Here is a 21,144-nt window from a genome sequence, read left to right on the forward strand (position 1 = left end):
TAAAGAGACACTGAGGAGGGATATCATGCTTTGGGAAACTGTTGAACCGATCATCAATCGATTAGAGGACGACCATACAGCAGAAGACTGGCAAGAGCTGTTTACGAAGTGGGACGGTCATCATTGGCACGACGGGGAAGGTGTGAGCGAGAAGACGAGCGTGCTCATGATCGACGCCAACGCCGTCACGACGGACGGGAGCCCGGATTTGGACGCGCTCCATGATCTGTTGAAGGAACACGTGCAGGCGTCCATCAGCGACTTGTATCTCGTCTCGCTGTTCCCATACCCGGCCAAGCCGACCGATACGGCCATCAATCCGCGTATCCGACTGTATGAAGACCTCGGACGCTTCAAGCATGAGTTCGAACTCATGTACGATACGGAGCCGGACGTCTATAACGAGCTACAGTTTAATCTGCTCGAGGAGACGGACGGCTTCATCGAGCGGCTCGCCCAAGGTGCGACGAAGCTACGTGTCCACGTCCAGTCATTCCGCGGCATGCCCGAGCAGAGCATACGACGCGTCATCGAACTGTGGCACGTGGTGCTCCATCACTATAAACCGCACGGCCAGTTGATTCTCGCGTATGAAGGGGACGTGTCGGAGCTCGGCTCATACATCAGCGTCGCCGACGCCATCTGTCACTTCGACCTCGCGTCGCATACCATGCTCGCCTTCGCGCAAGGTGACGCGAAGAAATTGTCCGACTGGGCGAACCGGATCGAGACGCCAGAAGACGGCAAGACGTACTTCAACTTCTTGTCGATTCATGAGCGTGACCCGTTCGAGAAAAACTTGATTGAGCCGAGCGTCGACATGATTCTCGCCGCCCACAGCATCTTGTTCTCGCTGCAGGGCATCCCGGCCGTTGATTATCGGACACTGCTCGGTGTCCAGACACCGGTCGACCATGACGCGCTGATCCAAGAGCTGAAGACGGACCCGTATCGCCTGCAAGTATTCTCCGGCATCATCAGCCAGTTGAACGTCAAACGGACGCACCCGGCCTTTTCGCCGTATGTTGCACAGCGAATCGATACGTCCGATAAGCGCATCTTCACGGTCGAGCGGAAAAGTGAAGGGGAGAAGCTCATGTTGTATACGAACGTCAGCAATGAGCCCGTGACCGTTCGGACGGGCGGGACGAACCTGTTCACGGGTGAACCGGTCGAGACAATCGACCTCGACGCCTACGGGTTTGTGTGGGTAAAATCTGAATAGGTCTTTTGGTTCAAAATCGAATTGTGTGATTTAGGTGTATTGACTCATGATTCATTTGGTAGGAAAATGGGTATAGAAGGAATTTCCATGACAAAATCCTACATACACCTAAGGAGCGAATTCCCGTGAATCAGTCACTATTTATGCATGTGTTAAGCCTTACGTTTCATTCATTTTCGTATTGGATGTTCGCAACGCTATTCATTGCCTTAGCGGGCTATGTATTTTTCTACATGTGGGACCGTGAGTTTGCAATCGAGTACCGGACGATTTGGCGCAAGTTCTACTATTTGACGTTCGCAGCGTTCGTCTTGTTCGGCTTAATCGTCGGCGAGTTTACGTTCGACGCGGCATGGGGGCTAGCTGGCATCGCGATCGTGATTGCCGTCCTCGACTTCGGCGTGCTCGTCACACCAGGCAAAGAACCCGAAATTATTGAAGTGGACGTGACAAAACGGCTGACAGAAGAACCTTAAGGTTCTCGTGTCAGCCGTTTTTCTTATGCCCGATAACCGTTCGGGTTGTTCGATTGCCAGTTCCAAGCGTCGCGGCACATGGCGCGGACGTCGTGTTTCGCTTCCCAGCCGAGTACACGTTTCGACTTTGATGGATTGGCAAAGCACATAGCGATGTCGCCCGGGCGGCGTGGCGTTACTTGGTAAGGAACATCTTTTCCACTCTCGGCTTCGAAAGCATGCACGAGGTCAAGGACGCTATAGCCGGTCCCGGTCCCTAAGTTGAACGCCTCGGCACCAGTGTGGTCCATGACGTAGTCGAGTGCCTTCAAGTGACCTTCGGCCAAGTCGACGACGTGAATATAGTCGCGGACACCGGTACCGTCTGGTGTGTCGTAATCGTCACCGAACACGCTCAATTCGTTCAATCGGCCGACGGCGACTTGCGTGATGTATGGCATCAAATTGTTCGGGATGTCAAACGGGTCTTCACCAATCTGACCTGACTCGTGGGCGCCGATCGGGTTGAAGTAGCGCAAGAGAGCGATGCTCCAAGACGGGTCGGCAACGGCGAGGTCGCGCATGATATCTTCAATCATCAGTTTCGTCCGTCCGTACGGGTTTGTCGCGCTGAGCGGGAACGACTCGTCAATCGGGGTCCGTTCCGGCATACCATACACCGTCGCCGACGAACTGAATACGATTCGTTTTACGTCGAACGCGTTCATCACTTCTAAAAGGACGGTCGTACCGACGACGTTGTTCTCGTAGTAGCGGAGCGGCTCCGATACCGATTCCCCGACGGCTTTCAGCCCGGCAAAGTGAATAACGGCGTCAATCGTATGTGTCAAAAAGATTTGTTCGAGCAGTTCGCGGTCGAGGATATCGCCGAGATAGAACGTGACCGATTTCCCGGTCAACGCTTCGACACGATCGAGCGCCTCGCGACGGCTGTTCGATAAGTTGTCCAAAACGATGACGTCGTGACCTGTTGCAAGCAACTGTAAGACAGTATGGGTGCCGATGTAACCGGCACCGCCTGTGACTAAAATAGTGTTCATATGAATAACCCCTTCCCAAAATCCTCTATTGATTACTTTTCAGTTAAGCGCACCCGGGTCTGTCCGTTTGTGCCTTCAAATAAGCGGAGTGAATATGTCTCACTCTCGTAAACTACTGCATCGTCAGTTTCGAGGACTGGTTCGCCGAGCGGGCTGAATACCTCACGCGTCGTTTGTGTGTTCGTCCAATCGATGGCGTGTACTTTGTCGTCTTGGATTACGAAGAAACCGCCGTTATAAAACGCATAGGCGTTCAACGCATCTGTTTCACGACCATACGGCGCGTCGATGGTCTCCGTGAGTGCGGCTTCGTTCATAGCAAAGAAGTCAGGAATTGATTCACCGAGCCAATCGTTGTTCAAGTTCGTGTTCACCCAGTCGAGTAGGGCGCTGTCCGTCAAGTTGCGCGTCGGCCAGTCGGTCGTGACGGCGTCGAGTGGGGCCCATGCTGTCGTTCCATCCAGATTCACTTCGACATGATTGTCTTGTTCCTTCACAATCTCGTAACGGTCGCCGATATCTCCTATATAGGTGACTGTCGTGCCGTTCGGTTCTGAGACGAGATTGACGTTTTTCGATGCAAGCCAGACGTAATTCGTTTCCGGCTCTTGAACGACCGGTTCAGGATCAGGTTTCGGCGTTTCCTCGACGACTTTGGCTTCTTGTTTTGGCTCCAACAAGTCCATAACATATGGATACCCGATATAGCCACCTCCTATGAGTAAAGCGAAGAGTAAAAGGACGCCAATCCATTTGCCGGACTTACGTTTTGGTCGTGCTGGTTCAATGGTACGTTGGTACTTGGCTCGTTCCGCGCGTGATGGGACTGGCGCTTCCGGCATATAACGTTGCTTTGTAACGGGTGGTTTTTCTTCCGCTTTCGGAGTTTCAACTACGGTTGGCTCAGGAACAGGTACCGATGCCTTGTCCTCGATTGGTGTCCCCTTGACGCCTGTCTTGTCAATCGGTGCGGATTGAGGAACCGTCGCTTCTTTGTTCAATACATTCTCATGCATCTCGAGTAAAGACACATAGTATGGAAGAAACGTGGCATCTTTCTTACCATCCTTGATCCAACCAGCGAAGTCTGACGCCGATTTTTCTTCGGTTGGGAGCGATGGCGCCGTCGTGCCGGTCAATTCTTCGAAGGACACGGTCAACGATTTCCCGTCCCCTAAATTTTGTTTAATGACATCTTGTAGTTTTGTACGTGTTGCCGCATTCGTATCTGCGTACAACTGGAGTAGGCGCTCACTAACGTGCACTATTGTCTCCTCCTTTTGTTAAGTTCTTCCTAACAAAGTTTATCAGATTTACATACCAAAAAACCCAAATTTTAAAAAATGGGTCATCAACTGTGAGGATTTTTGCTATAATGTTTTGGTATTGGCATTGTTAAATATTATCTGCGGAATTTTTCCAGTAGTGATTTTAAAGAACAGAGGAGAGAAAACACGAGCATGAAAGAAGAAACAATTTCCCTTGGAGAACTATTCTCTATCTTAAAACGGAGCAAGTGGCTCATCGTCAGTTTAGCAATCATCGCGGCACTTATCGCCTTTTTAGTTAGCTCGTTCGTGATTAGTCCGACATATGAGGCATCGACACAGGTATTGGTAGCCCCTAAACAAGGTGAAAATATGCCTTTGGACAATAGTCAGATTCAATCATCAGTAACACTTGTAAATACGTACCGTGTCATTATCCAAAGCCCAGCTATTCTTGAACAAGTACAAGAAAATGTAGTTGGAGCACCTGATAATATTAGTAATTTAATCACGGTTAACAGCGAACAAAACTCACAGGTCATTAACATTAAAGTTCAGCATACAAACCCGGTTCTTGCTACTGATATTGCAAATGAAATTAGTGATGTCTTTTCAAAAGAAGTACCGGAATTGATGAGTGTCGATAACGTCAAAGTGCTTTCGAATGCATCTGTTCCGATGTTGCCGGTGAAACCTAACATTTTATTGAATACAGCTATCGCAACAGTGCTTGGTTTAATGATTGGAGTTACTATTGCGTTTCTCAAGGTTGTGTTGGATCGTCGGATTAAGACGGAACAAGACGTTGAAAATATTTTGGAGCTCCCAGTTCTCGGATCAATCCCTGTGATTGATAAAGTCGAAATGCGTCAACAGCGCCAAGCTAACATGAAAGGTGAACAAGTCCATGTTTAAGTTCGGAAAAAAGAAGAGTAAACACATTCAATATGACAAAACTGGTCGTGAGTTAATCACCGTTCTTAAACCGAAGTCACCGATTTCGGAGCAATACCGGACGATTCGGACGAACCTAGAGTTTACAGCTGTCGATGATGATTTACAGACGATGGTCATCACATCAGCATCGTCAGGAGAAGGAAAATCGACGACATCGTCAAACCTTGCAGTCGTCTATGCGCAGCAAGGAAAACGTGTGTTACTCGTTGACTGTGACATGCGTCGTCCTACGGCTCACTTCACGTTCCGTCTTTCGAATGGGATTGGTCTCTCGACTGTGTTGGCTAAAAAAACGACTGTTGAAAAGGCGACACATTCGACTCAAATCGAAAACTTAGATTTGATTGCGGCAGGCCCCATTCCCCCAAACCCTTCAGAGCTATTGTCTTCAAAAATGATGGATCGAGTATTAGAAGAACTTCGAGCGAACTACGACATCGTCATTTTGGATGCCCCACCGATGATGCAAGTGGCAGATACACGCCTCTTGGCTCGTAAAGTTGACGGTGTTGTTCTTGTTGTCGGTTGTGATAAATCGGATCGTCAGATGGTTGTCAAAGCGAAAGAACAATTGACGCTCGCTGAAGCTCATATTCTTGGTGTTGTGTTGAACAAACGTGAGCCACAAGGCAGTGACGATTACTATTACTATTACGCATACGAATAAAAGGAGAGCGTGCCATGATTGATATCCATTGTCACTTATTGCCGGCCGTTGATGACGGTCCGGAAACAGTTGAACAAGCGGTCGAGATGGCGAAACGCGCCGTAAGTGAAGGGGTGACCGCAATCGTGGTCACCCCCCACGCGTTTCACCCACAGTTTGACACAAGTCAGCTGGATGTATCGAATGCTGTCACGAGATTACAAAACGTTTTGCGGCAAGAAGGAATCAACCTCGATTTATACACAGGTCAAGAAATCCGGATTTTTGGAGACCTTGTTGAGTCACTAGAGCAAGGAAAAGCATTATCTCTTGCCGGGTCTCGTTACGTTTTAGTGGAGTTCCCGAGTGATTCAGTGCCAGCCTATGCGGAACAACTCTTCTTCGGTCTTCAAACGGAAGGCTACACGCCTGTGATTGCCCACCCTGAGCGCAATAAAGAGTTCGCAATCAATCCGAAACGATTGATGGATTTCGTCTCATCTGGTGCGCTCTCGCAGATTACGACTAGCAGTTTGACTGGGGAGTTCGGTCAGAACGTTAAGGAGTTGGCTTTTGCTTTCCTACGTAATGGGTTGAGTCATTTGATTGCATCAGATGCTCATAGCACTGGCCGCCGAACATTTTATTGGACGGAAGTCGAGAAAGTTGTTCGTGAAGAGCTTGGTCAAGACAAGTGGGAAAGTTACGTAGTCAATGCGGAAGCGATTATGAAAGATGAGTTTGTATTCATTGATCCACCGACGCTACCGACGAAAAACTGGCGAGGTAAGTGGAAAAAATAGTGTATTAATTTCAACTAATTATGGACATCTAATTCCTAGATATAAACATTTTGTCGATAACTGTCGAACGATTTTAGGTTTATTTTACTCCTCACATGTTTTTATATTAGGTCTAAAGTGATAACCTTGATTTATATTTTTGAAATGATGTAATTTATACCCTTTTTTAATACTAATCATGCATATAATATATAATTTACCAAAAGGAGTAGAGTATATGACTACAAAACGAATTAAAAAAGCAGTTATTCCAGCAGCAGGTTTAGGAACACGTTTTTTACCAGCAACAAAAGCGATGCCTAAAGAAATGTTACCGATTGTCGATAAACCAACGATTCAATACATCATTGAAGAGGCTGTTGAATCAGGGATTGAGGATATTCTAATTGTGACTGGTAAAGGTAAACGGGCCATTGAAGATCATTTTGATTCTGTGCCGGAACTCGAACAAATTCTAATTGAGAAAGGTAAATCTGAGTTTTTGCAGCTTGTCGAAGAAACTACTAATATAAATATTCATTTCATTCGTCAATCTAAGCCGATGGGCTTAGGGCATGCGGTCTTACAAGCAAAAGCATTCGTAGGCAATGAGCCTTTTGTAGTAATGCTTGGAGATGATATTGTGCAGGCAGATGTTCCATGTACACGCCAGTTAATTAAACAGTATGAAATTACTAATAGTTCTATTATAGGTGTGCAAGCTGTTTCGGATGAAGAAACGCAACGTTATGGAATTGTAGATTTAAGTTCGAGTGTGTCATCAACGCTACATAAAGTGAAATCTTTTGTGGAAAAACCAACTTTCGGTACTGCTCCGTCTAATTTGGCAATTTTAGGGCGATATTTATTCACACCAGAAATTTTCAAATATTTAGAGACTCAAAAACCTGGAACAGGTAATGAAATTCAATTAACCGATGCTATTACTCGTTTAAATGAAATGCAAAGAGTATTTGCATATGAATTTGATGGCAAAAGATATGATGTTGGTGAAAAATTAGGATTCATTAGAACGACTCTGGAGTTTGCTTTGGCAAGAGAAGACTTAGGGGAAGATGTAAGAGAAATGATGAAAGAATTGCTTAGCTCTGAAATAGTATTAAGCAAATAAATTAGAAAGCAAAGGGGAAACTGTTTTGGATAAAATAAACTCTGAAAATAATGAAATTGCTGCAACTTTAGTTCCTGTTCAAAATGAAATCCCAAAGCAAGTCATAGAGAGTGAGATTTCATTTCTAACAATTGATAATGTTTTTAGGGACACAATCGATTCTGAACCCTCTATTATTTATTCGTTTTTAAAAAGGGCTATAGATATTGGAGGTGCTGTATTAGGAATAGTGATTCTCACTCCCGTACTTATAATATTAGGGTTATTAATTAAATTAGAAGATCCAAAAGCATCAATTTTTTTCATTCAAGAGCGTGTTGGGAATAGAGGTAAATTATTTCGCATGTACAAATTTCGTTCTATGATTGTTAATGCGGAAGATTTGTTAGCTAATCTTCTAGTTGAAAATGAAGTAACAGGCGCAATGTTCAAAATGAAAAACGACCCACGTGTTACAAAGATTGGGCGTTTTATAAGAAAAACTAGTTTAGATGAAATTCCTCAGTTGATCAATGTAATTAAAGGTGAGATGTCGCTAGTAGGTCCAAGGCCGCCATTACCACGTGAAGTAATGTTGTATGAAGAAAAGCATTTCCAACGTTTAACTGTGAAACCAGGATGTACCGGATTGTGGCAGGTGACAGCGAGAAATGAAGTTGGATTTGAAGAAATGGTCAATCTAGATTTATTATATATAAAAGAACGGACTCTTTTGCTTGATATAAAATTGATATTGAAAACGATTCAAGTAATGGTTCTAAAGAAAGGAATATAATAAATTGAATAAAGAAATCCTATTAACATCTGAAGCATATGGAGGGGGCGTAAAGACCCACATAGATTCAATAATGAAATATAGCAATCACTCAATTAAAATGGTTGTATTTGGAGAAGATGATATTAATAGTAGAGATTCTAATATAGTTTTTGTTGGTAAAGGTAGAAAGAAAATTTTCAAATTTTTAACAGGCGATACTTTAAAACTAAGTAGTATTGTAAAAAAAAGAAAAGTTGAAATTATCCATGCTCATAGTACTTTTTGTGGTATACAGGCTATAATTCTGAAATGTATCTTTCCTCATTTGAAAATTATTTATACACCACATGCATATTATTCACAAAGACCAAATTTATCATATTTTAAAAGAAGAATAATTCTATTTTTAGAAAAAATGATAGTAAAAAGTTCTTTTAAAATAATTCACGTTTCTGAATCAGAGGAATCACATGCAATTAATAATAAAATTTTAGATGATTATCAAAAAAAATCGCATATTATTTATAATGGTGTAAAAAAACCTAAAAGTAGAAACGGCGATATTCTTAGCAAAAAAATTAGAATTGGCAGTCTCAGTAGATTAAATGAACAAAAAAATCCAATGAGATTTCTTGAATTAGCTAAAGCTATTCAGGAGAAGGATAGTAAGCATAATTATGAATTTTATTATGGGGGAGACGGTCCTCTTAAGGAAAACATGCAAAAATTTATTCAAGATAACAGTATGGAGAAATATTGTTTCTTATTAGGGCATATTGCATACGAAAATATTGAAGAAGATTTTTTTGATAAAATCGATATTTATATGTCGACAGCTTTCTATGAAGGTATGCCATATTCAGTGGTTGAAGCTTTATCGTATAAAAAACCTATAATTTTAAGCGATGTAATTGGACATAAAGAACTTTATTTCAATAACGGCTTGATTTTCAAGTTGGAAGATCAAAATTCTAGTATTGCTTCTGACATAATTAGCATTTTGGAAAAAAGAGGTATATCGACGTTATCTGAGAACTCTTATTTTCATTTTATTAATCGTTTTGAAATAGAAAAAAACATTTCCTTAATTGATGAAGTTTATAAAGGTGAATGAATATGATGATCTATATAGTAATGCTTGCATTTGTACTTGTGTGTGTGAGCTTTCAAGGAAGATATCATGATAATTTTGTATACAAAGAAGAGTCAAATAACCACATAATAAATTACAAGATTCCGCTGGTATATATTACTAGTTTTATGTTTTTTTCAGCATTACTTCTTCTTAGTATTATGCGAGCACCTGAAGTAGGAACTGATGGAATCATGTATTACAAATTTTTTTGGTATGGAAATTTTGAAGTGTACTTTGATCCTCTTATTAATTTTATCTACACATATAGTATTCAAAATAATGAGTACAGTTATTTTATTTATATTACATCGTTTTTGTTTGTTTCAGTTTCGTTTTACACGATATTAAGATTAGATTTCCCAAAATGGGTTCTGATTTTTTATTTTATTTCAAGTTACTACTATTTAATTTCTTTCAATGTAGTCAGGCAAAGTATTGCAATTTCAATTGTTTTTTTAGCAGTTTCAGTAATTTATAATTCCAAAAAACTTAATCTTAAGATGATTACTCTTTTTATTGTTTTAATAGTAGTTGCGTCAGGATTCCACAATAGTGCGATTCTAACTCTAAGCTTCTTGGTTTTTAGATTTTTAAAGTTAAATCATTTTATACTTCTAAGTGGCTTCATGCTAATAACTATCGGCTATTTTTCAAGTTTTATCAAATCGATAATTCAACCAATATTTAGGTACTTTGAATTTTATACTTTGAAGTATGGAGCTGGATCTAGTTTTTTCATTATGGAGGAAGGAAGTAAAGGGTTCACAGAATTCCTACCTATCTTTGTTCAATACATCTTTTTATATATTGGATATACACTATATATAAATAAACAAAAAGATGTAGCGGGAACATACATTTTAAACTATTATTTCATCTTCTTGATACTTTATGCTTTCTCAGGAATTGAAGCAATAGACAGATTTCAATATTATTTTTATCCCTCTATAATTCTTTTTTATGCATGGATTTTTAAAAGGTCATATAGCAGTGGGAAGTATACTTACTTTAATTACTTTACAATCGTTTTTTGGGTTTTATATTACTTACTCAGACTAATTGGAAATAAGCATGGAGTGGTCCCATATTTAATATGAAAGTAGGCAGGTAATTCAGTGAAATATTCAGTTGTAATCCCATACTATGAGAATGAAAAAGGTCTTGTTCGTGCGCTCGATTCTATTAGAAAGCAAACTAAACTAGAATTAATAGGAGAGATAATTATTGTCGATGACTGCAGCACTAAAAAAAAATTAGACACTGTACTTCTATCAAAAATAAATCAGATATTCTCTGATGTACCCTTAAAAGTTAATTCTATGTATCATTCCATAAATAAAGGGCCAGGTTCGGCACGGAATTTGGGCATTTTAAATTCTAAACATAAGATTGTATGTTTACTAGATGCAGACGAAATATGGGACAAATTAAAAATCGAGCAAGTTGATAATTTAGTGAAGCATTTGAATGAAGATTTTTCAATAATAGGTCACAATAGAATGATGGCTAAAGAGTTTGAAAATATTGAGAAAAAAAAGAGTCTAACCTACATTAAAGTTACTCCATTTAAGATACTCTTAAAAAACTATATCCCTACTTCTTCAATAGTAATCAATAAATATAATATTGGCTCTCTATTTCCTGAGAAAGAAAGATTCTCTGAAGATTATGCTTTCCTGTTAAAAAATATTTTCACGTTGAAAAAGGATTGCTATTTGATTCAAAATAATCTTGTTTATACGGATAAACATTATTATGCTGAGTCAGGACTTGGAAGTAATCTTCTTAAAATGCAAATTGGAGAACTAAACAATTACTTTAAAATCATGAAGTCTGGAACTATAAAAGAGAAATTTCAAATTGCTCCATTCATAGTTTTAAGCAATTTGAAATTTTTAAGACGCTTATTAGTTGCATTGTACTATAAAAATATGAAAAGAGAGATATCAAAATGAAAAAAATTGCCATTATTACCATTCTGGATTACGACAATTATGGAAATAGATTACAAAATTATGCATTGCAAGAATTTCTAAAGGAGTTTAACAGTCAGGTAGTAACTTTGACAAACATCCCCTTTGACAGTGTATTTTCAAAAAGAAAAAAAATAACGCAAAAACTAAAAAAAATCAGCATCAAAAAAATTAAAAGTAAATTTGTAGATAGAATTACAAATGCCAAATATGTTACTTATAAAAAAGAACGTATGAATAATTTTAATGAGTTTACACTTCGAAATATAATAGAAGAGAGCTATAGTGATAGCAGTGTACAAGTGGACCAAAAATACGATTATTTTGTAGTTGGTAGCGATCAAATTTGGAACCCTAATTTCAGAAATGGAAATGCAAACGACTTTTTAAAATTTGCTTCTGTTGAAAAAAGAATTTCTTATGCGCCAAGCTTTGGAATATCTGAAATACCAAGTGAATATAAGAATGAATATAAAACTATGATAGAAGGTATTCCTTTTTTATCAGTTCGTGAAAATGCAGGACAAAAAATTATTAAAGAGTTAACAGGAAGAGAGTCACATGTTTTACTAGATCCAACATTGATGATTTCAGCTGAAAAATGGGCAGAAGTAGCGAATCAGAGCCCTGTTAAACCGTCGAAAAAATATTTGCTTACATATTTTTTAGGTGAAATTTCAGCCGGGAGAAATGAAACAATTAATAATATTGCTAAGGAAAAAAAATTAGAAATTATAAATATTTCAGATTTAAATTGTTTAGAATATTACAGCGTTGATCCAAGTGGATTTCTTAGTTTAATAAGATCTTCAGAGATATTTTTAACTGATTCCTTCCATGGAGTAGTATTCTCAATTATTTTCAATAAAAACTTTGTTGTATTTGAACGAGAAGATGGTGTACCTTCTATGAATTCACGAATTGACACTATTTTAAGTACATTCAATATGAAAAAACGAAAATGGGCATCTATGGAAAAAGAAGATTTGTGGGTGTCAGATTATTCGGAGTCCAACTTAATTTTAGAAAAAGAAATTCAAAAATCACGGAAATTTATGAATGAAGCACTAGGAACACAATAAAAGAGAGAATGATTAAAAATGATAGAAATTAAAAGAGCTGCTGCTCTTACCTATATAGGCATTTTTTTGACTATTTTAATCACACTATTTTACACACCTTTACAAATAAAATTCTTAGGCGCTGAAGAATTTGGGGTATATTCGCTTGTAGCTACGTTTGCAATCTATCTATCCATTTTAGATTTAGGATTGGGTAATGCAGTAATTAGATATATTTCCTCAAGTATAGAAGACACTAAAGAAAATAATATATTGGTAGGTATGTTTATAAAAATTTTTTTAGTGTTAGGATTTTTTTGCGCTTTAATTGGTTTAGGAATTTACATAAATATAGATAATATGTTTAGTTCATCTTTAAACCCGAGTCAATTAAATGATGTAAAAAACATGATTTTGATATTAACTTTGTCTACTGCAATTTCTTTACCTCTTTCAGTTTTTGGTTCAATAATTCAAGCTCATGAAAAGTTAATAGTATTTAAGTTTGTAAACTTATTAAGAATCATTTTAGTTCCGGTGATAAGTATCCCATTACTTTTTCTTGATTTTAAGTCAACATCTCTAATAGTAGTTATGGCTTTGGTAAATATTTCTATTATGTTGTATTATGCGTATTATGCGGTATATGTTATGAAAATCGCATGGGATTTCAAAACAAATGATTATGTATTACTGAAAGAAGTATTAACATACTCATTTTATGTATTTTTGAATATCATTGTAGATCAGATATACTGGAACACGGGACAAATAATTTTAGGCGTTTATGGAAATGCTACTTCAATAGGAGTGTATGCACTAAGCATTCAATTTATAAGAGTATATATGTTATGTTCAACTGCGATTAGCAGCCTTTTCTTGCCTAAATTAACAAAAATTATAAATCAAGAGAAAGATTTAAGTCAGGTTAATCAGATTTTTGTGAAAGTTGGGAAAATACAATTTATTATTCTTTCTTACATTCTGATTGGATTTGGAATTTTTGGTGAACATTTTATTTCGATTTGGGCAGGAAAGGAATTTATCGAAGTTTATAGTACTACTCTCATATTGATGATCGCTTTGCTTATCCCATTGATTCAAAATGTTGGAATTTCTATACTGCAAGCTATGAATAAACATGCTTTTCGATCTATATTATATGTCGCGTTAGCTGTTTCTAATCTGCTTCTTTCTGTATTTTTGGTAAAAGACTATGGTGAAGTAGGTATTGCTTATTCTACAAGTATTTTCTTGCTGGTAGGCAATTTTTTAATAATGAATCTCTATTATCAATATTCAATAAAAATGAATATGTTTATGTTTTGGAAAGGGATTTTTGGTTTATTAGTACCTATTGGTTTATCTTTATTTATATCTTTATTGGTTGAAAATCTTATCACTAATGAAGGTTTATTTTACTTTATTAAAATCGTATTCTTCACATTGATTTATGTAATACTTAATTTTTCGTTTTATCGTTTCTCTGAGATTTTCCCAATAAAAAATCCTATTAAGCAAACGGAGGGTAATTAATTGAAATCTTACTTGAAAAAAATATTACCACTAGAATTTAAATTGTATTTGAAAAATAATAAAGCGTTTATTTCTACCGTTATTCTCTTTGAATCTTTATATGATGGAATAAATTTTGTTAAATATTCTGCCTCTGGAGTAAATCCAAGTCGGAAAAGTAAAGAAATGTTAGAATCAGAAATGATATTTTATTATCATAAAATTGAAAAAGGAATGGTTATGCCGAACCCCCGTCCGAAATTTGGAATTAAGTCTATTGAACATTTAATAAAATTATTAAAAATTTATGTTCAAAAATACGGTGTAACTGAGACTGCTAATATAACTTTTAAATGCCTGAATGAGTATGTTATTTTCAATAGCAATTTAGGAGAAGAAGTAAGTAGTGTTGAAACAGAAATAAAAAAACTAAGGCAAATTGAATGGAATAATGAAATTATTGCAGGAGCCAAAGAAGTTGAAAAATCTGAGATTTTAGGAATTAATAGCAATTTTGAAAATCTTGCTCATTCTAGATACAGTTTAAGAGATTTTTCTGGCGAAAATATTGATATAGACTTGGTTGAGAAGGCGGTCGAAATTGCTCAGAAAACCCCGTCTGTTTGTAATAGACAATCTAGTCGAGTTTATCTATATAAAGACAAAGAAAATATTAAAAAATTGCTAAAGCATCAAAATGGCAATAGAGGATTTGGGCATTTAGCTGACAAATTACTGATTATAACTACGCGTATGGATCACTTTGTCGGTTCGTCAGAGAGAAATCAACATTTGGTAGATGGGGGTATGTATTCAATGTCGATATTATATGCGCTACATTCTCTGGGTGTAGGAACTTGCCCATTGAATTTAGCTTTGGATAACTCTTCATCAATTAAACTAAAAAAAGATGCTGGTATTGGCAATGGGGAAGCCTTATTAATGATGATTGCAATCGGAGGAATCCCAGAAAAAACAAAAGTTGCTGTATCAAATAGAAGACACGTAAAAGAGGTTTTAAAAATAATTTAATAAAATTTAAACCGAATGATGGATACTTGGAAAATCCCTCATTCGGTTTTTTCGTATTTACCTTAGTGTATACGGTATCCCTATTCATTCAAACTAGTGAATTAACCATGAGTAAAAATCGTTGTATCATCCATCATGTCAGCAAACTCGAGTCGAATTTGAACGTTGCTTTCGTTATCAGAATGCTTATGTGTAAACGATAGAATAAAATTAATATTTTTTCATAAATGTATAATCTTTACTTAAAATCAAAACGGAACTCAGATTAATTTCGTTGAGGATATTTCAACTAAAGGTTATCGGGTTGTGTGAAAACTAGTGCTTCGAATCAAGATTCATCTACTTTACTTATTCATTCAACCCCTCAATCAACTTCCGACTCCGCTCTCTTGACACATGGAGATAGCGCTCCGTCGTATTGATTGACTTATGCCCGAGGAGATTGGCTACACCAAGGATATTTTGACTCTTATTGTATAGCGTCGTCGCAAAACTATGACGTAACATATGGCTTGTCAGCTTCACGCCGAACTGTTCTTGCGCGATTGCCTTCAAATCATGGTTCACAAAGCCGGGTTGGACGACACGTCCGGTCGGCATCAAGAAAATACGATTCGATTTCCCTGTTTTCGGTCGGTGCGTGGCAATATACTTCTTCAGTTCGTCGGTGAGTCGTGGTGTCATCGGGACATAGCGGGTTTTATCTCCTTTTCCTTTTTGAACCGTCAACAAGCGCTCCTCGAAATCAATGTGATTGAGTTCTAAATTCAAAATCTCACTGATTCGTAATCCGGCATCCCCTCCGACGAGATAAATTGTATAGAGTGTGTAATTGCGGGCGTGGTACAGCACCGTGTTCAATTGGTCGCGGGTAATGATCGTCGGCGGTTCGCTGACGCCCTCCCGTGTGACGATGCGACCGAACGGATTATGTTGCATCCACCGTTGTTCGATGGCAAACGTGAACAGTCCACGGATGCGCATGATATAGGATTTCACCGTATTGTCGGCCATTCCGCTTAGTTGTTTCTTATACGGGATTGCATGGTTCGTTTCGTTGATATCTTGGATGTACACTGCATCGTGTTCGGCTGCATAGCGAGCAAAGCGCAGTAACGAGTTACGCGTGCTTTTCAGCGTCGTCTCGGGGGCTTCTTTTCGTTCTCTCATGTCGGTCAAATACATGTCGATTGCCTCACTCAGTAATACATGCTTCATGTCGTTCACTCCTTCAAGTTGATTGCCTCTTTCAGTTCGCGTTGGACGTCGGCCTTATAAGCCCTCAAACGACTCGGCGAATAAGACAGCGTCTGTTCGGTCCCATCAATCAAGTGGCAGAGGAGTTCGAAATGGCGGGGCGACAGCAACAACCGCTGCTCGTCTAGCCAGTCGAAGAGATTACGTTCGGATGCCATGCATTGTTCTGGGATCCGTTCGGCGGCGACCTCATGTTTCAAATGGCGGGCGTTCTTTTGTTGGTGGTTCAGGATGGCGCCCCGGATTCGCTGGAAGCAATACGTCTTGGACAGCGTGCAGCCGCGATTCAACGCTTCCCAAAGAGCGATCCTTGCGATTTGGGCGCAGTCTTCCTGTTCGTTCGGGTGAATCGATAGGTGGCGGATGACATAGTGAATCATCGGTTCCCATTCGTGGATTTGATTGTCGATTTGATTCATGTGGCAATTCATTTCCGAGCGCTCTGTTGGTTTTCCTAGGTTAATTCGAGTATAGTCATCGATATTCGGCGAATAGTTGTTGCTGTACGTTCGCCTTCCGACTCCATTCGTTATTGTAAGCCGATATTTCAATTAAGCCCTAGGCTTATGTGCGATAAGGGCGCTAGTCCATCTCGGATATCGATGAATATCCGGTGAAGCGAATGGATGTCGTTCAGTACGTTAATTTTTTCATGCTGTTGACTGTACTAGCAATCAACTAAATTGAGCGATGAGGCAGTACTTTACGAGATGATGAGCATTGTTCAAACAGAAAGGCCCGAATCTTCCTCAAAAGTGGGAAGGTTCGGGCCTGTTTTAATTCGCATATCGTAACTCAATACTATTAATTTTACTTTCAAGCTCGGCCATGATTTCGATTGAGGCTGAACCGGAATCGAATGCCAAAGCATCAAAGACGACGATGTTTTGGGTGGGGACGTTACCATCGTTTGCAAGGGCCATACCCCGTAACGACTTTTCATCGTACGACAGCGTATATGGGACCTCGGTTTGGTTCTCGACATAAAGGACAACGTGATAACGGCCGCTCTCTGGGATATCGAGTCGCAGCTTTACGGGGCTGTCAGGTGTCATCGATTCATTCAGCTCGACCGCAAGCGTTCCTGTCTGGCCTGACGGGAGCGGGAGAGCTTCATCCGTCGAGACCGGTTCGCCGAACACCGGTACATTGTCCTCCCAAGTAAACGGCTGCATCCGTACGTTCCGTGTCCAGCCACTCCCTTCGGCGCGGGCGGCATGATAGACAATCCAGTCTTCCGTTCCATCCGGGGACGTCACGAACGAAGCGTGACCGGGACCGAAGACGTCTTCATTCGATGAGAAGACGGGCTCTTCTTGTTTGGTCCAGGCGTTAGGGTCCATCAAGTCGGCGTCGCTAGCCGCCGACAACAGACCAAGCTGATAAAAGTCGGTCCAACTGCCACTCGCCGAATAGACGATATGGATTTGGTCCTCTTTCATCAGGATTTGAGGCCCCTCGTTGATCGACGGTGGGGCACCGAGCGACTCCCAGTCATAGGTCGGACGAGACAACTCGACCCGCTCACTCGAAATCGTCATCGGGTCGGACATCTCGGCGATATACAAGTATTGGCTGACGTTGACGTCGCCCTCCCAACCCGACCAGACGTAATACAGGTCATCGCCGTTCTTGAGAATCGTGCCATCGATGGCCCACTTACCGGACGGGTCCTCGATGACACCTTTTTCCGTGTAATCGGAGAACGGGTCCGCGGTCGCCGACTCGAGCACATACATCTTGTGCACCTCGCCCGGCATGACGGCCGCATAGTAGACGTACCAGCGGTCGTTCACGAAATGAATCTCAGGGGCCCAAATGTCCCGTTCGCCTTTCGTCGGTTGCCAAATGACCTTCGATTCGGCTGTCGCCAGCTCGGTCGGGGCATCGGTGCGCCACAGCGTGACGTTGCTGCCGGTCGTCTGCGTATAGACGTATGACCCTTCATGCTCATATAGGAACGGGTCAGCGCCGTCCGGTAGAATTGGGTTCATGAACGTGTCACTCTCGGTCAATTGATCCGCTCTAGTGAGTGACCAACCGACGAGCGCGATGGCGATGATACCGACGAGGGCAGCGTTGATCCACATAGATTTTCGTTTCATAAGCTCCTCCTTTAGAAGAAAAGGTGCCTCGAGAGGCACCTGTGATGGATTAACGGATTTCGTGATGCCACTGGTCATTGATTTGGCGAATCGTCTCGAGTGGGACTTTCGGTTCCCGGTCATACGTGAGCAACCCGTTAATCTCTTGTTCGACATCTGTCAGTTGGGTATAGCAATAGCCGTGGAGCGCACGGGAGGCGTAGACGGCGTCCATGATGCGAGCGTAGTCGTTCACGAACGTCTCGCCGTCAGAGACCGACGTGTAGCCCCAGCCGGCGTCGCCACCGATTTTGTAGCCGATCCCGCCGAACTCGGTGAGAAGAATCGGTTCGCCTTGATGGCTGAAGCCGTTCGCGTAAATCCGACGACGGGCCGGTTGCGACGCGAGGAGCGACTCGGTCGTCGCGAGGTCTTGTTTGTACACCTCGTATTTCTCCGTCTCGTCTGCTTGGCCATGATTATAGTTATGGATGGCACAGAGGTCGGTCACGGTCAGTTCCCAACCGTCGTTCGAGATGACGGGACGTGTGCCGTCAATCGAGTGAATCAAATGGTACATCGCCTGCGAGTGATGCTGCTGCATCGCATCCGATCGGACGAGCGGGATGCCCCAGCTCTCGTTGAGTGGCACCCAGGCCACGATTGACGGATGGTTATAGTCACGTTCGACAATCTCGATCCACTCTCTCGTCAGGCGTGCCGCCGCGTCTTCTGTATAGAAGGCGGAGGCCGCCGATTCGCCCCAGACGAGATAGCCGAGGTGATCCGCCCAGTAGAGGAAGCGCGGGTCCTCGACTTTTTGGTGCTTCCGACAGCCGTTGAAGCCCATCTCTTTGGCGAGCTCGATATCGCGTCTCAACGCGTCGTCCGACGGCGGGGTGAGGAGGCTCTCGCGCCAATACCCTTGGTCGAGGACGAGTTTTTGATAGTACGGCTTGTTGTTCAAATAGAACATGCCGCCCTCGGTATGGATTTTTCGCATTCCGAAATACGACGTTACTTCGTCGACGATTCGTTCGCCGTCTTTTAAGCGGAAGACGATATCGAACAAGTTCGGGTTCTCCGGGGTCCACGTCCGACCATCGTGATGGAAATTCGTATGGAAGATATGCGGCCCCAGGACGTTGACGGCACGCGTCCCGGTCGTCGAGACGAGTCGGGTTTGCTCTGAGCTGACGAGCTCGCCTTGGAAGGAAATCTCGGTCTCGAGCGTGAGTCCGACCGCGCCGGGCGAAACGTCGTAGGCGAGTCGAATCTCGCCTTGATCGAGGTCAGGTGTCATCCGGACGCGTTGGAGCGAGGCGTGTGGCACATGCTCGAGCCAGACGCTCTGCCATATTCCGGTCGTTCGCGTGTACCAAATCGAGTCAGGCGCTTCTTGCCAGAACTGTTTCCCACGTGGAATCGTCTCATCTGTCGACGGGTCGAACACACGGACGGAGACGCGTTCTGCTTCGTGATTCAAGACGTCGGTGATGTCGAACGAGAACGGGGTCTGCCCGCCGATGTGCGTGCCGACCAATTGATCATTCACATATACGGCCGTCTCGTAATCGACGGCGCTGAAATGTAAGACGACGCGCTCGTTCCACTCGCTCGGCACGTCAAACGTCCGCTCGTACCAGACGACGTCATGGAAGCTCGGGTCATGCACACCGCTTCGTTCCGTCTGATAGGCGAACGGGACGTTGATGGTGAGCGGGAAGTCGTGTCCTTTGAACCAATGTTCTTGGAGTCCTTTATTGTCATCGTCGAAAGCGAATTGCCAGGCGCCGTCGAGGGACTGCCAGTCGTTCCGGATGAATTGTGGTCGAGGGAAGTGTGTGATTGTCATAAGTGTCTACTCCTTTGTTGGTTACTGAATCATCAGTCCATCATTTGTCTCGATTAACGAAAAGAACGTCGGCCGTTCCATCCCGTGAGGTGTGTCGGGAGAATGTGTACAAAGCATCAGTTCGCCTGAGAACGTACGGAACAGGCTACAGTGCCCGGCGTCCTTGTCGAGGAAAAGCGTCTCGTCTTCGGCCCATGGCCCGACAATCGAGCCTGACGTCGAACGGACGACGGCGACCGTGTAGCCTCCGGCACCGCCGGTCACATGGGCGTCGGCATAGCTCGACCAAAACATGAGCAGGTGCCCGTTCGCCGCTTTATAGAAGAAAGGGGCGTCGGTCAAATAACCTTCCTTCTGAATGCGCGGGTCACTGAATTTTCGAATCCACGACTGGTCACCGGCGCGGACGATTTGAAACGGTCGACCGATGGGGCGCCCGGCATCAAGTTCGACGGCCTTGATTTCTCCGTAATATTGCTGCGTCCATTCATGGCAGTAGACGAGAAAACGTCTGCCGTCCTCCTCGTATAGGGTCCCATCGAGCGCCTCTTCTTCTTGAGGTGTGGTCGCTTCGTTATAGAGCGGGTGATACGGTCCGCCGGGATGGTCGGCCCGTAAAATCGTCGTGCCCCGATGGACGCCAATCCCGCCTTTACACGTCGCGAGCATCCAATAGCTGTCGTCGACGCGATGGACCTCGGGCGCCCAATAATGACGAACGCCCCAATACCCGGCCGGCGGGGAGAAGGCGAGATAAGGTCCGGTCCAGTCCTCGAGATTATTGCTCGTGTAGACGTGGAAGCCGGGTTCGATGTCGCCGACGCCGTCGGCGAACGTCGTGCCGAATAAGTAATATGTCTGTGTCGATTCATCCGAAAAAACGAACGGATCACGCATATGAAGATCCGTCCGTTTCACGGTTTGAATAGGAAGATGTGTCGCTTGCATT

20 protein-coding genes are annotated in these 21,144 nt (G+C 42.2%); 13 read left to right on the plus strand and 7 right to left on the minus strand.

The genetic code is table 11. The features are described 5' to 3' along the window. Positions 1 to 25: 25 nt before the first annotated feature. Positions 26 to 1,225 (plus strand): alpha-amylase family glycosyl hydrolase, encoded by a 1,200-nt coding sequence (locus KNO58_RS01050; protein ID WP_214751277.1) that lies wholly within the window; start codon positions 26 to 28, stop codon positions 1,223 to 1,225. Between the two features lie 125 nt (positions 1,226 to 1,350). Then, complete coding sequence (locus KNO58_RS01055) at positions 1,351 to 1,701, plus strand: hypothetical protein (RefSeq protein WP_214751279.1); 351 nt, start codon at positions 1,351 to 1,353, stop codon at positions 1,699 to 1,701. Positions 1,702 to 1,724: 23 nt separating this feature from the next. Here KNO58_RS01055 and galE read toward each other — a convergent pair whose 3' ends face one another. Next, positions 1,725 to 2,741, minus strand: a complete 1,017-nt coding sequence (galE, locus tag KNO58_RS01060; RefSeq protein WP_214751281.1) for a UDP-glucose 4-epimerase GalE — start codon at positions 2,739 to 2,741, stop codon at positions 1,725 to 1,727. Between the two features lie 32 nt (positions 2,742 to 2,773). After that, positions 2,774 to 4,006 carry a hypothetical protein gene (locus KNO58_RS01065; protein WP_214751284.1) on the minus strand — a complete coding sequence of 411 codons (1,233 nt, stop codon included), beginning with the start codon at positions 4,004 to 4,006 and terminating at the stop codon, positions 2,774 to 2,776. A 195-nt stretch (positions 4,007 to 4,201) separates the two neighbouring features. Here KNO58_RS01065 and KNO58_RS01070 point away from each other — a divergent pair, with 195 nt between their 5' ends. The 11 genes from KNO58_RS01070 to KNO58_RS01120 all read left to right on the plus strand — a co-directional run bounded on the left by KNO58_RS01070 (position 4,202) and on the right by KNO58_RS01120 (position 14,999). After that, positions 4,202 to 4,924 (plus strand): YveK family protein, encoded by a 723-nt coding sequence (locus KNO58_RS01070; protein WP_214751286.1) that lies wholly within the window; start codon positions 4,202 to 4,204, stop codon positions 4,922 to 4,924. After that, complete coding sequence (locus KNO58_RS01075; protein WP_214751288.1) at positions 4,917 to 5,633, plus strand: CpsD/CapB family tyrosine-protein kinase; 717 nt, start codon at positions 4,917 to 4,919, stop codon at positions 5,631 to 5,633. Before KNO58_RS01070 ends, KNO58_RS01075 begins: the two co-directional genes overlap by 8 nt. A 14-nt stretch (positions 5,634 to 5,647) precedes the next feature. Beyond that, on the plus strand, positions 5,648 to 6,415 hold the full coding sequence (locus KNO58_RS01080) for a tyrosine-protein phosphatase (protein ID WP_214751290.1): 768 nt from the start codon (positions 5,648 to 5,650) through the stop codon (positions 6,413 to 6,415). Positions 6,416 to 6,632: 217 nt separating this feature from the next. Beyond that, on the plus strand, positions 6,633 to 7,526 hold the full coding sequence (gene galU, locus KNO58_RS01085) for a UTP--glucose-1-phosphate uridylyltransferase GalU (protein ID WP_214751293.1): 894 nt from the start codon (positions 6,633 to 6,635) through the stop codon (positions 7,524 to 7,526). Between the two features lie 130 nt (positions 7,527 to 7,656). After that, complete coding sequence (locus tag KNO58_RS01090; RefSeq protein WP_260570731.1) at positions 7,657 to 8,301, plus strand: sugar transferase; 645 nt, start codon at positions 7,657 to 7,659, stop codon at positions 8,299 to 8,301. Between the two features lie 4 nt (positions 8,302 to 8,305). Then, complete coding sequence (locus KNO58_RS01095) at positions 8,306 to 9,397, plus strand: glycosyltransferase family 4 protein (RefSeq protein ID WP_214751295.1); 1,092 nt, start codon at positions 8,306 to 8,308, stop codon at positions 9,395 to 9,397. Positions 9,398 to 9,543: 146 nt separating this feature from the next. Then, entirely contained in the window at positions 9,544 to 10,515 is a 972-nt protein-coding gene (locus KNO58_RS15445) for an EpsG family protein (RefSeq protein WP_353047412.1), read from the plus strand. Positions 10,516 to 10,533: 18 nt separating this feature from the next. Then, positions 10,534 to 11,373, plus strand: coding sequence for a glycosyltransferase family 2 protein (locus KNO58_RS01105; RefSeq protein ID WP_214751300.1), 840 nt, complete (start codon positions 10,534 to 10,536; stop codon positions 11,371 to 11,373). Continuing rightward, entirely contained in the window at positions 11,370 to 12,473 is a 1,104-nt protein-coding gene (locus tag KNO58_RS01110; RefSeq protein ID WP_214751302.1) for a polysaccharide pyruvyl transferase family protein, read from the plus strand. Before KNO58_RS01105 ends, KNO58_RS01110 begins: the two co-directional genes overlap by 4 nt. Positions 12,474 to 12,491: 18 nt before the next feature. Beyond that, complete coding sequence (locus KNO58_RS01115; RefSeq protein ID WP_214751304.1) at positions 12,492 to 13,988, plus strand: oligosaccharide flippase family protein; 1,497 nt, start codon at positions 12,492 to 12,494, stop codon at positions 13,986 to 13,988. Further along, positions 13,989 to 14,999 (plus strand): nitroreductase family protein, encoded by a 1,011-nt coding sequence (locus tag KNO58_RS01120; protein WP_214751306.1) that lies wholly within the window; start codon positions 13,989 to 13,991, stop codon positions 14,997 to 14,999. It abuts the gene before it with no gap. Positions 15,000 to 15,347: 348 nt separating this feature from the next. On the opposite strand, the gene KNO58_RS01125 is transcribed toward KNO58_RS01120, so the two are convergent. The 5 genes from KNO58_RS01125 to KNO58_RS01145 form a co-directional block, all read right to left on the minus strand. Next, positions 15,348 to 16,217, minus strand: a complete 870-nt coding sequence (locus KNO58_RS01125; protein WP_214751308.1) for a tyrosine-type recombinase/integrase — start codon at positions 16,215 to 16,217, stop codon at positions 15,348 to 15,350. Between the two features lie 5 nt (positions 16,218 to 16,222). Further along, on the minus strand, positions 16,223 to 16,675 hold the full coding sequence (locus KNO58_RS01130) for a sigma factor (RefSeq protein WP_214751311.1): 453 nt from the start codon (positions 16,673 to 16,675) through the stop codon (positions 16,223 to 16,225). Between the two features lie 357 nt (positions 16,676 to 17,032). Further along, on the minus strand, positions 17,033 to 18,361 hold the full coding sequence (locus KNO58_RS01135) for a glycoside hydrolase family 43 protein (RefSeq protein WP_214751312.1): 1,329 nt from the start codon (positions 18,359 to 18,361) through the stop codon (positions 17,033 to 17,035). A gap of 49 nt (positions 18,362 to 18,410) precedes the next feature. Then, on the minus strand, positions 18,411 to 20,195 hold the full coding sequence (locus KNO58_RS01140) for a glycoside hydrolase family 2 protein (protein WP_214751314.1): 1,785 nt from the start codon (positions 20,193 to 20,195) through the stop codon (positions 18,411 to 18,413). A gap of 21 nt (positions 20,196 to 20,216) precedes the next feature. Further along, complete coding sequence (locus KNO58_RS01145; RefSeq protein WP_214751316.1) at positions 20,217 to 21,143, minus strand: glycoside hydrolase family 43 protein; 927 nt, start codon at positions 21,141 to 21,143, stop codon at positions 20,217 to 20,219. Position 21,144 lies beyond the last annotated feature (1 nt).

The organism is Exiguobacterium sp. J17977, from assembly GCF_018616375.1.
Taxonomy (GTDB): domain Bacteria; phylum Bacillota; class Bacilli; order Exiguobacteriales; family Exiguobacteriaceae; genus Exiguobacterium; species Exiguobacterium mexicanum.

Excerpts from the sequence above, each read along its gene's own strand:
- KNO58_RS01080 (WP_214751290.1), top strand. The coding sequence starts at position 5,648 with ATGATTGATATCCATTGTCACTTATTGCCGGCCGTTGATGACGGTCCG.
- KNO58_RS01070 (WP_214751286.1), top strand. The coding sequence starts at position 4,202 with ATGAAAGAAGAAACAATTTCCCTTGGAGAACTATTCTCTATCTTAAAA.
- KNO58_RS01145 (WP_214751316.1), bottom strand. The coding sequence starts at position 21,143 with ATGCAAGCGACACATCTTCCTATTCAAACCGTGAAACGGACGGATCTT.
- KNO58_RS01130 (WP_214751311.1), bottom strand. The coding sequence starts at position 16,675 with ATGAATCAAATCGACAATCAAATCCACGAATGGGAACCGATGATTCAC.
- KNO58_RS01140 (WP_214751314.1), bottom strand. The coding sequence starts at position 20,195 with ATGACAATCACACACTTCCCTCGACCACAATTCATCCGGAACGACTGG.
- KNO58_RS01075 (WP_214751288.1), top strand. The coding sequence starts at position 4,917 with ATGTTTAAGTTCGGAAAAAAGAAGAGTAAACACATTCAATATGACAAA.
- KNO58_RS01115 (WP_214751304.1), top strand. The coding sequence starts at position 12,492 with ATGATAGAAATTAAAAGAGCTGCTGCTCTTACCTATATAGGCATTTTT.
- galE (WP_214751281.1), bottom strand. The coding sequence starts at position 2,741 with ATGAACACTATTTTAGTCACAGGCGGTGCCGGTTACATCGGCACCCAT.
- KNO58_RS01135 (WP_214751312.1), bottom strand. The coding sequence starts at position 18,361 with ATGAAACGAAAATCTATGTGGATCAACGCTGCCCTCGTCGGTATCATC.
- KNO58_RS01125 (WP_214751308.1), bottom strand. The coding sequence starts at position 16,217 with ATGAAGCATGTATTACTGAGTGAGGCAATCGACATGTATTTGACCGAC.
- KNO58_RS01050 (WP_214751277.1), top strand. The coding sequence starts at position 26 with ATGCTTTGGGAAACTGTTGAACCGATCATCAATCGATTAGAGGACGAC.
- galU (WP_214751293.1), top strand. The coding sequence starts at position 6,633 with ATGACTACAAAACGAATTAAAAAAGCAGTTATTCCAGCAGCAGGTTTA.
- KNO58_RS15445 (WP_353047412.1), top strand. The coding sequence starts at position 9,544 with ATGTTTTTTTCAGCATTACTTCTTCTTAGTATTATGCGAGCACCTGAA.
- KNO58_RS01110 (WP_214751302.1), top strand. The coding sequence starts at position 11,370 with ATGAAAAAAATTGCCATTATTACCATTCTGGATTACGACAATTATGGA.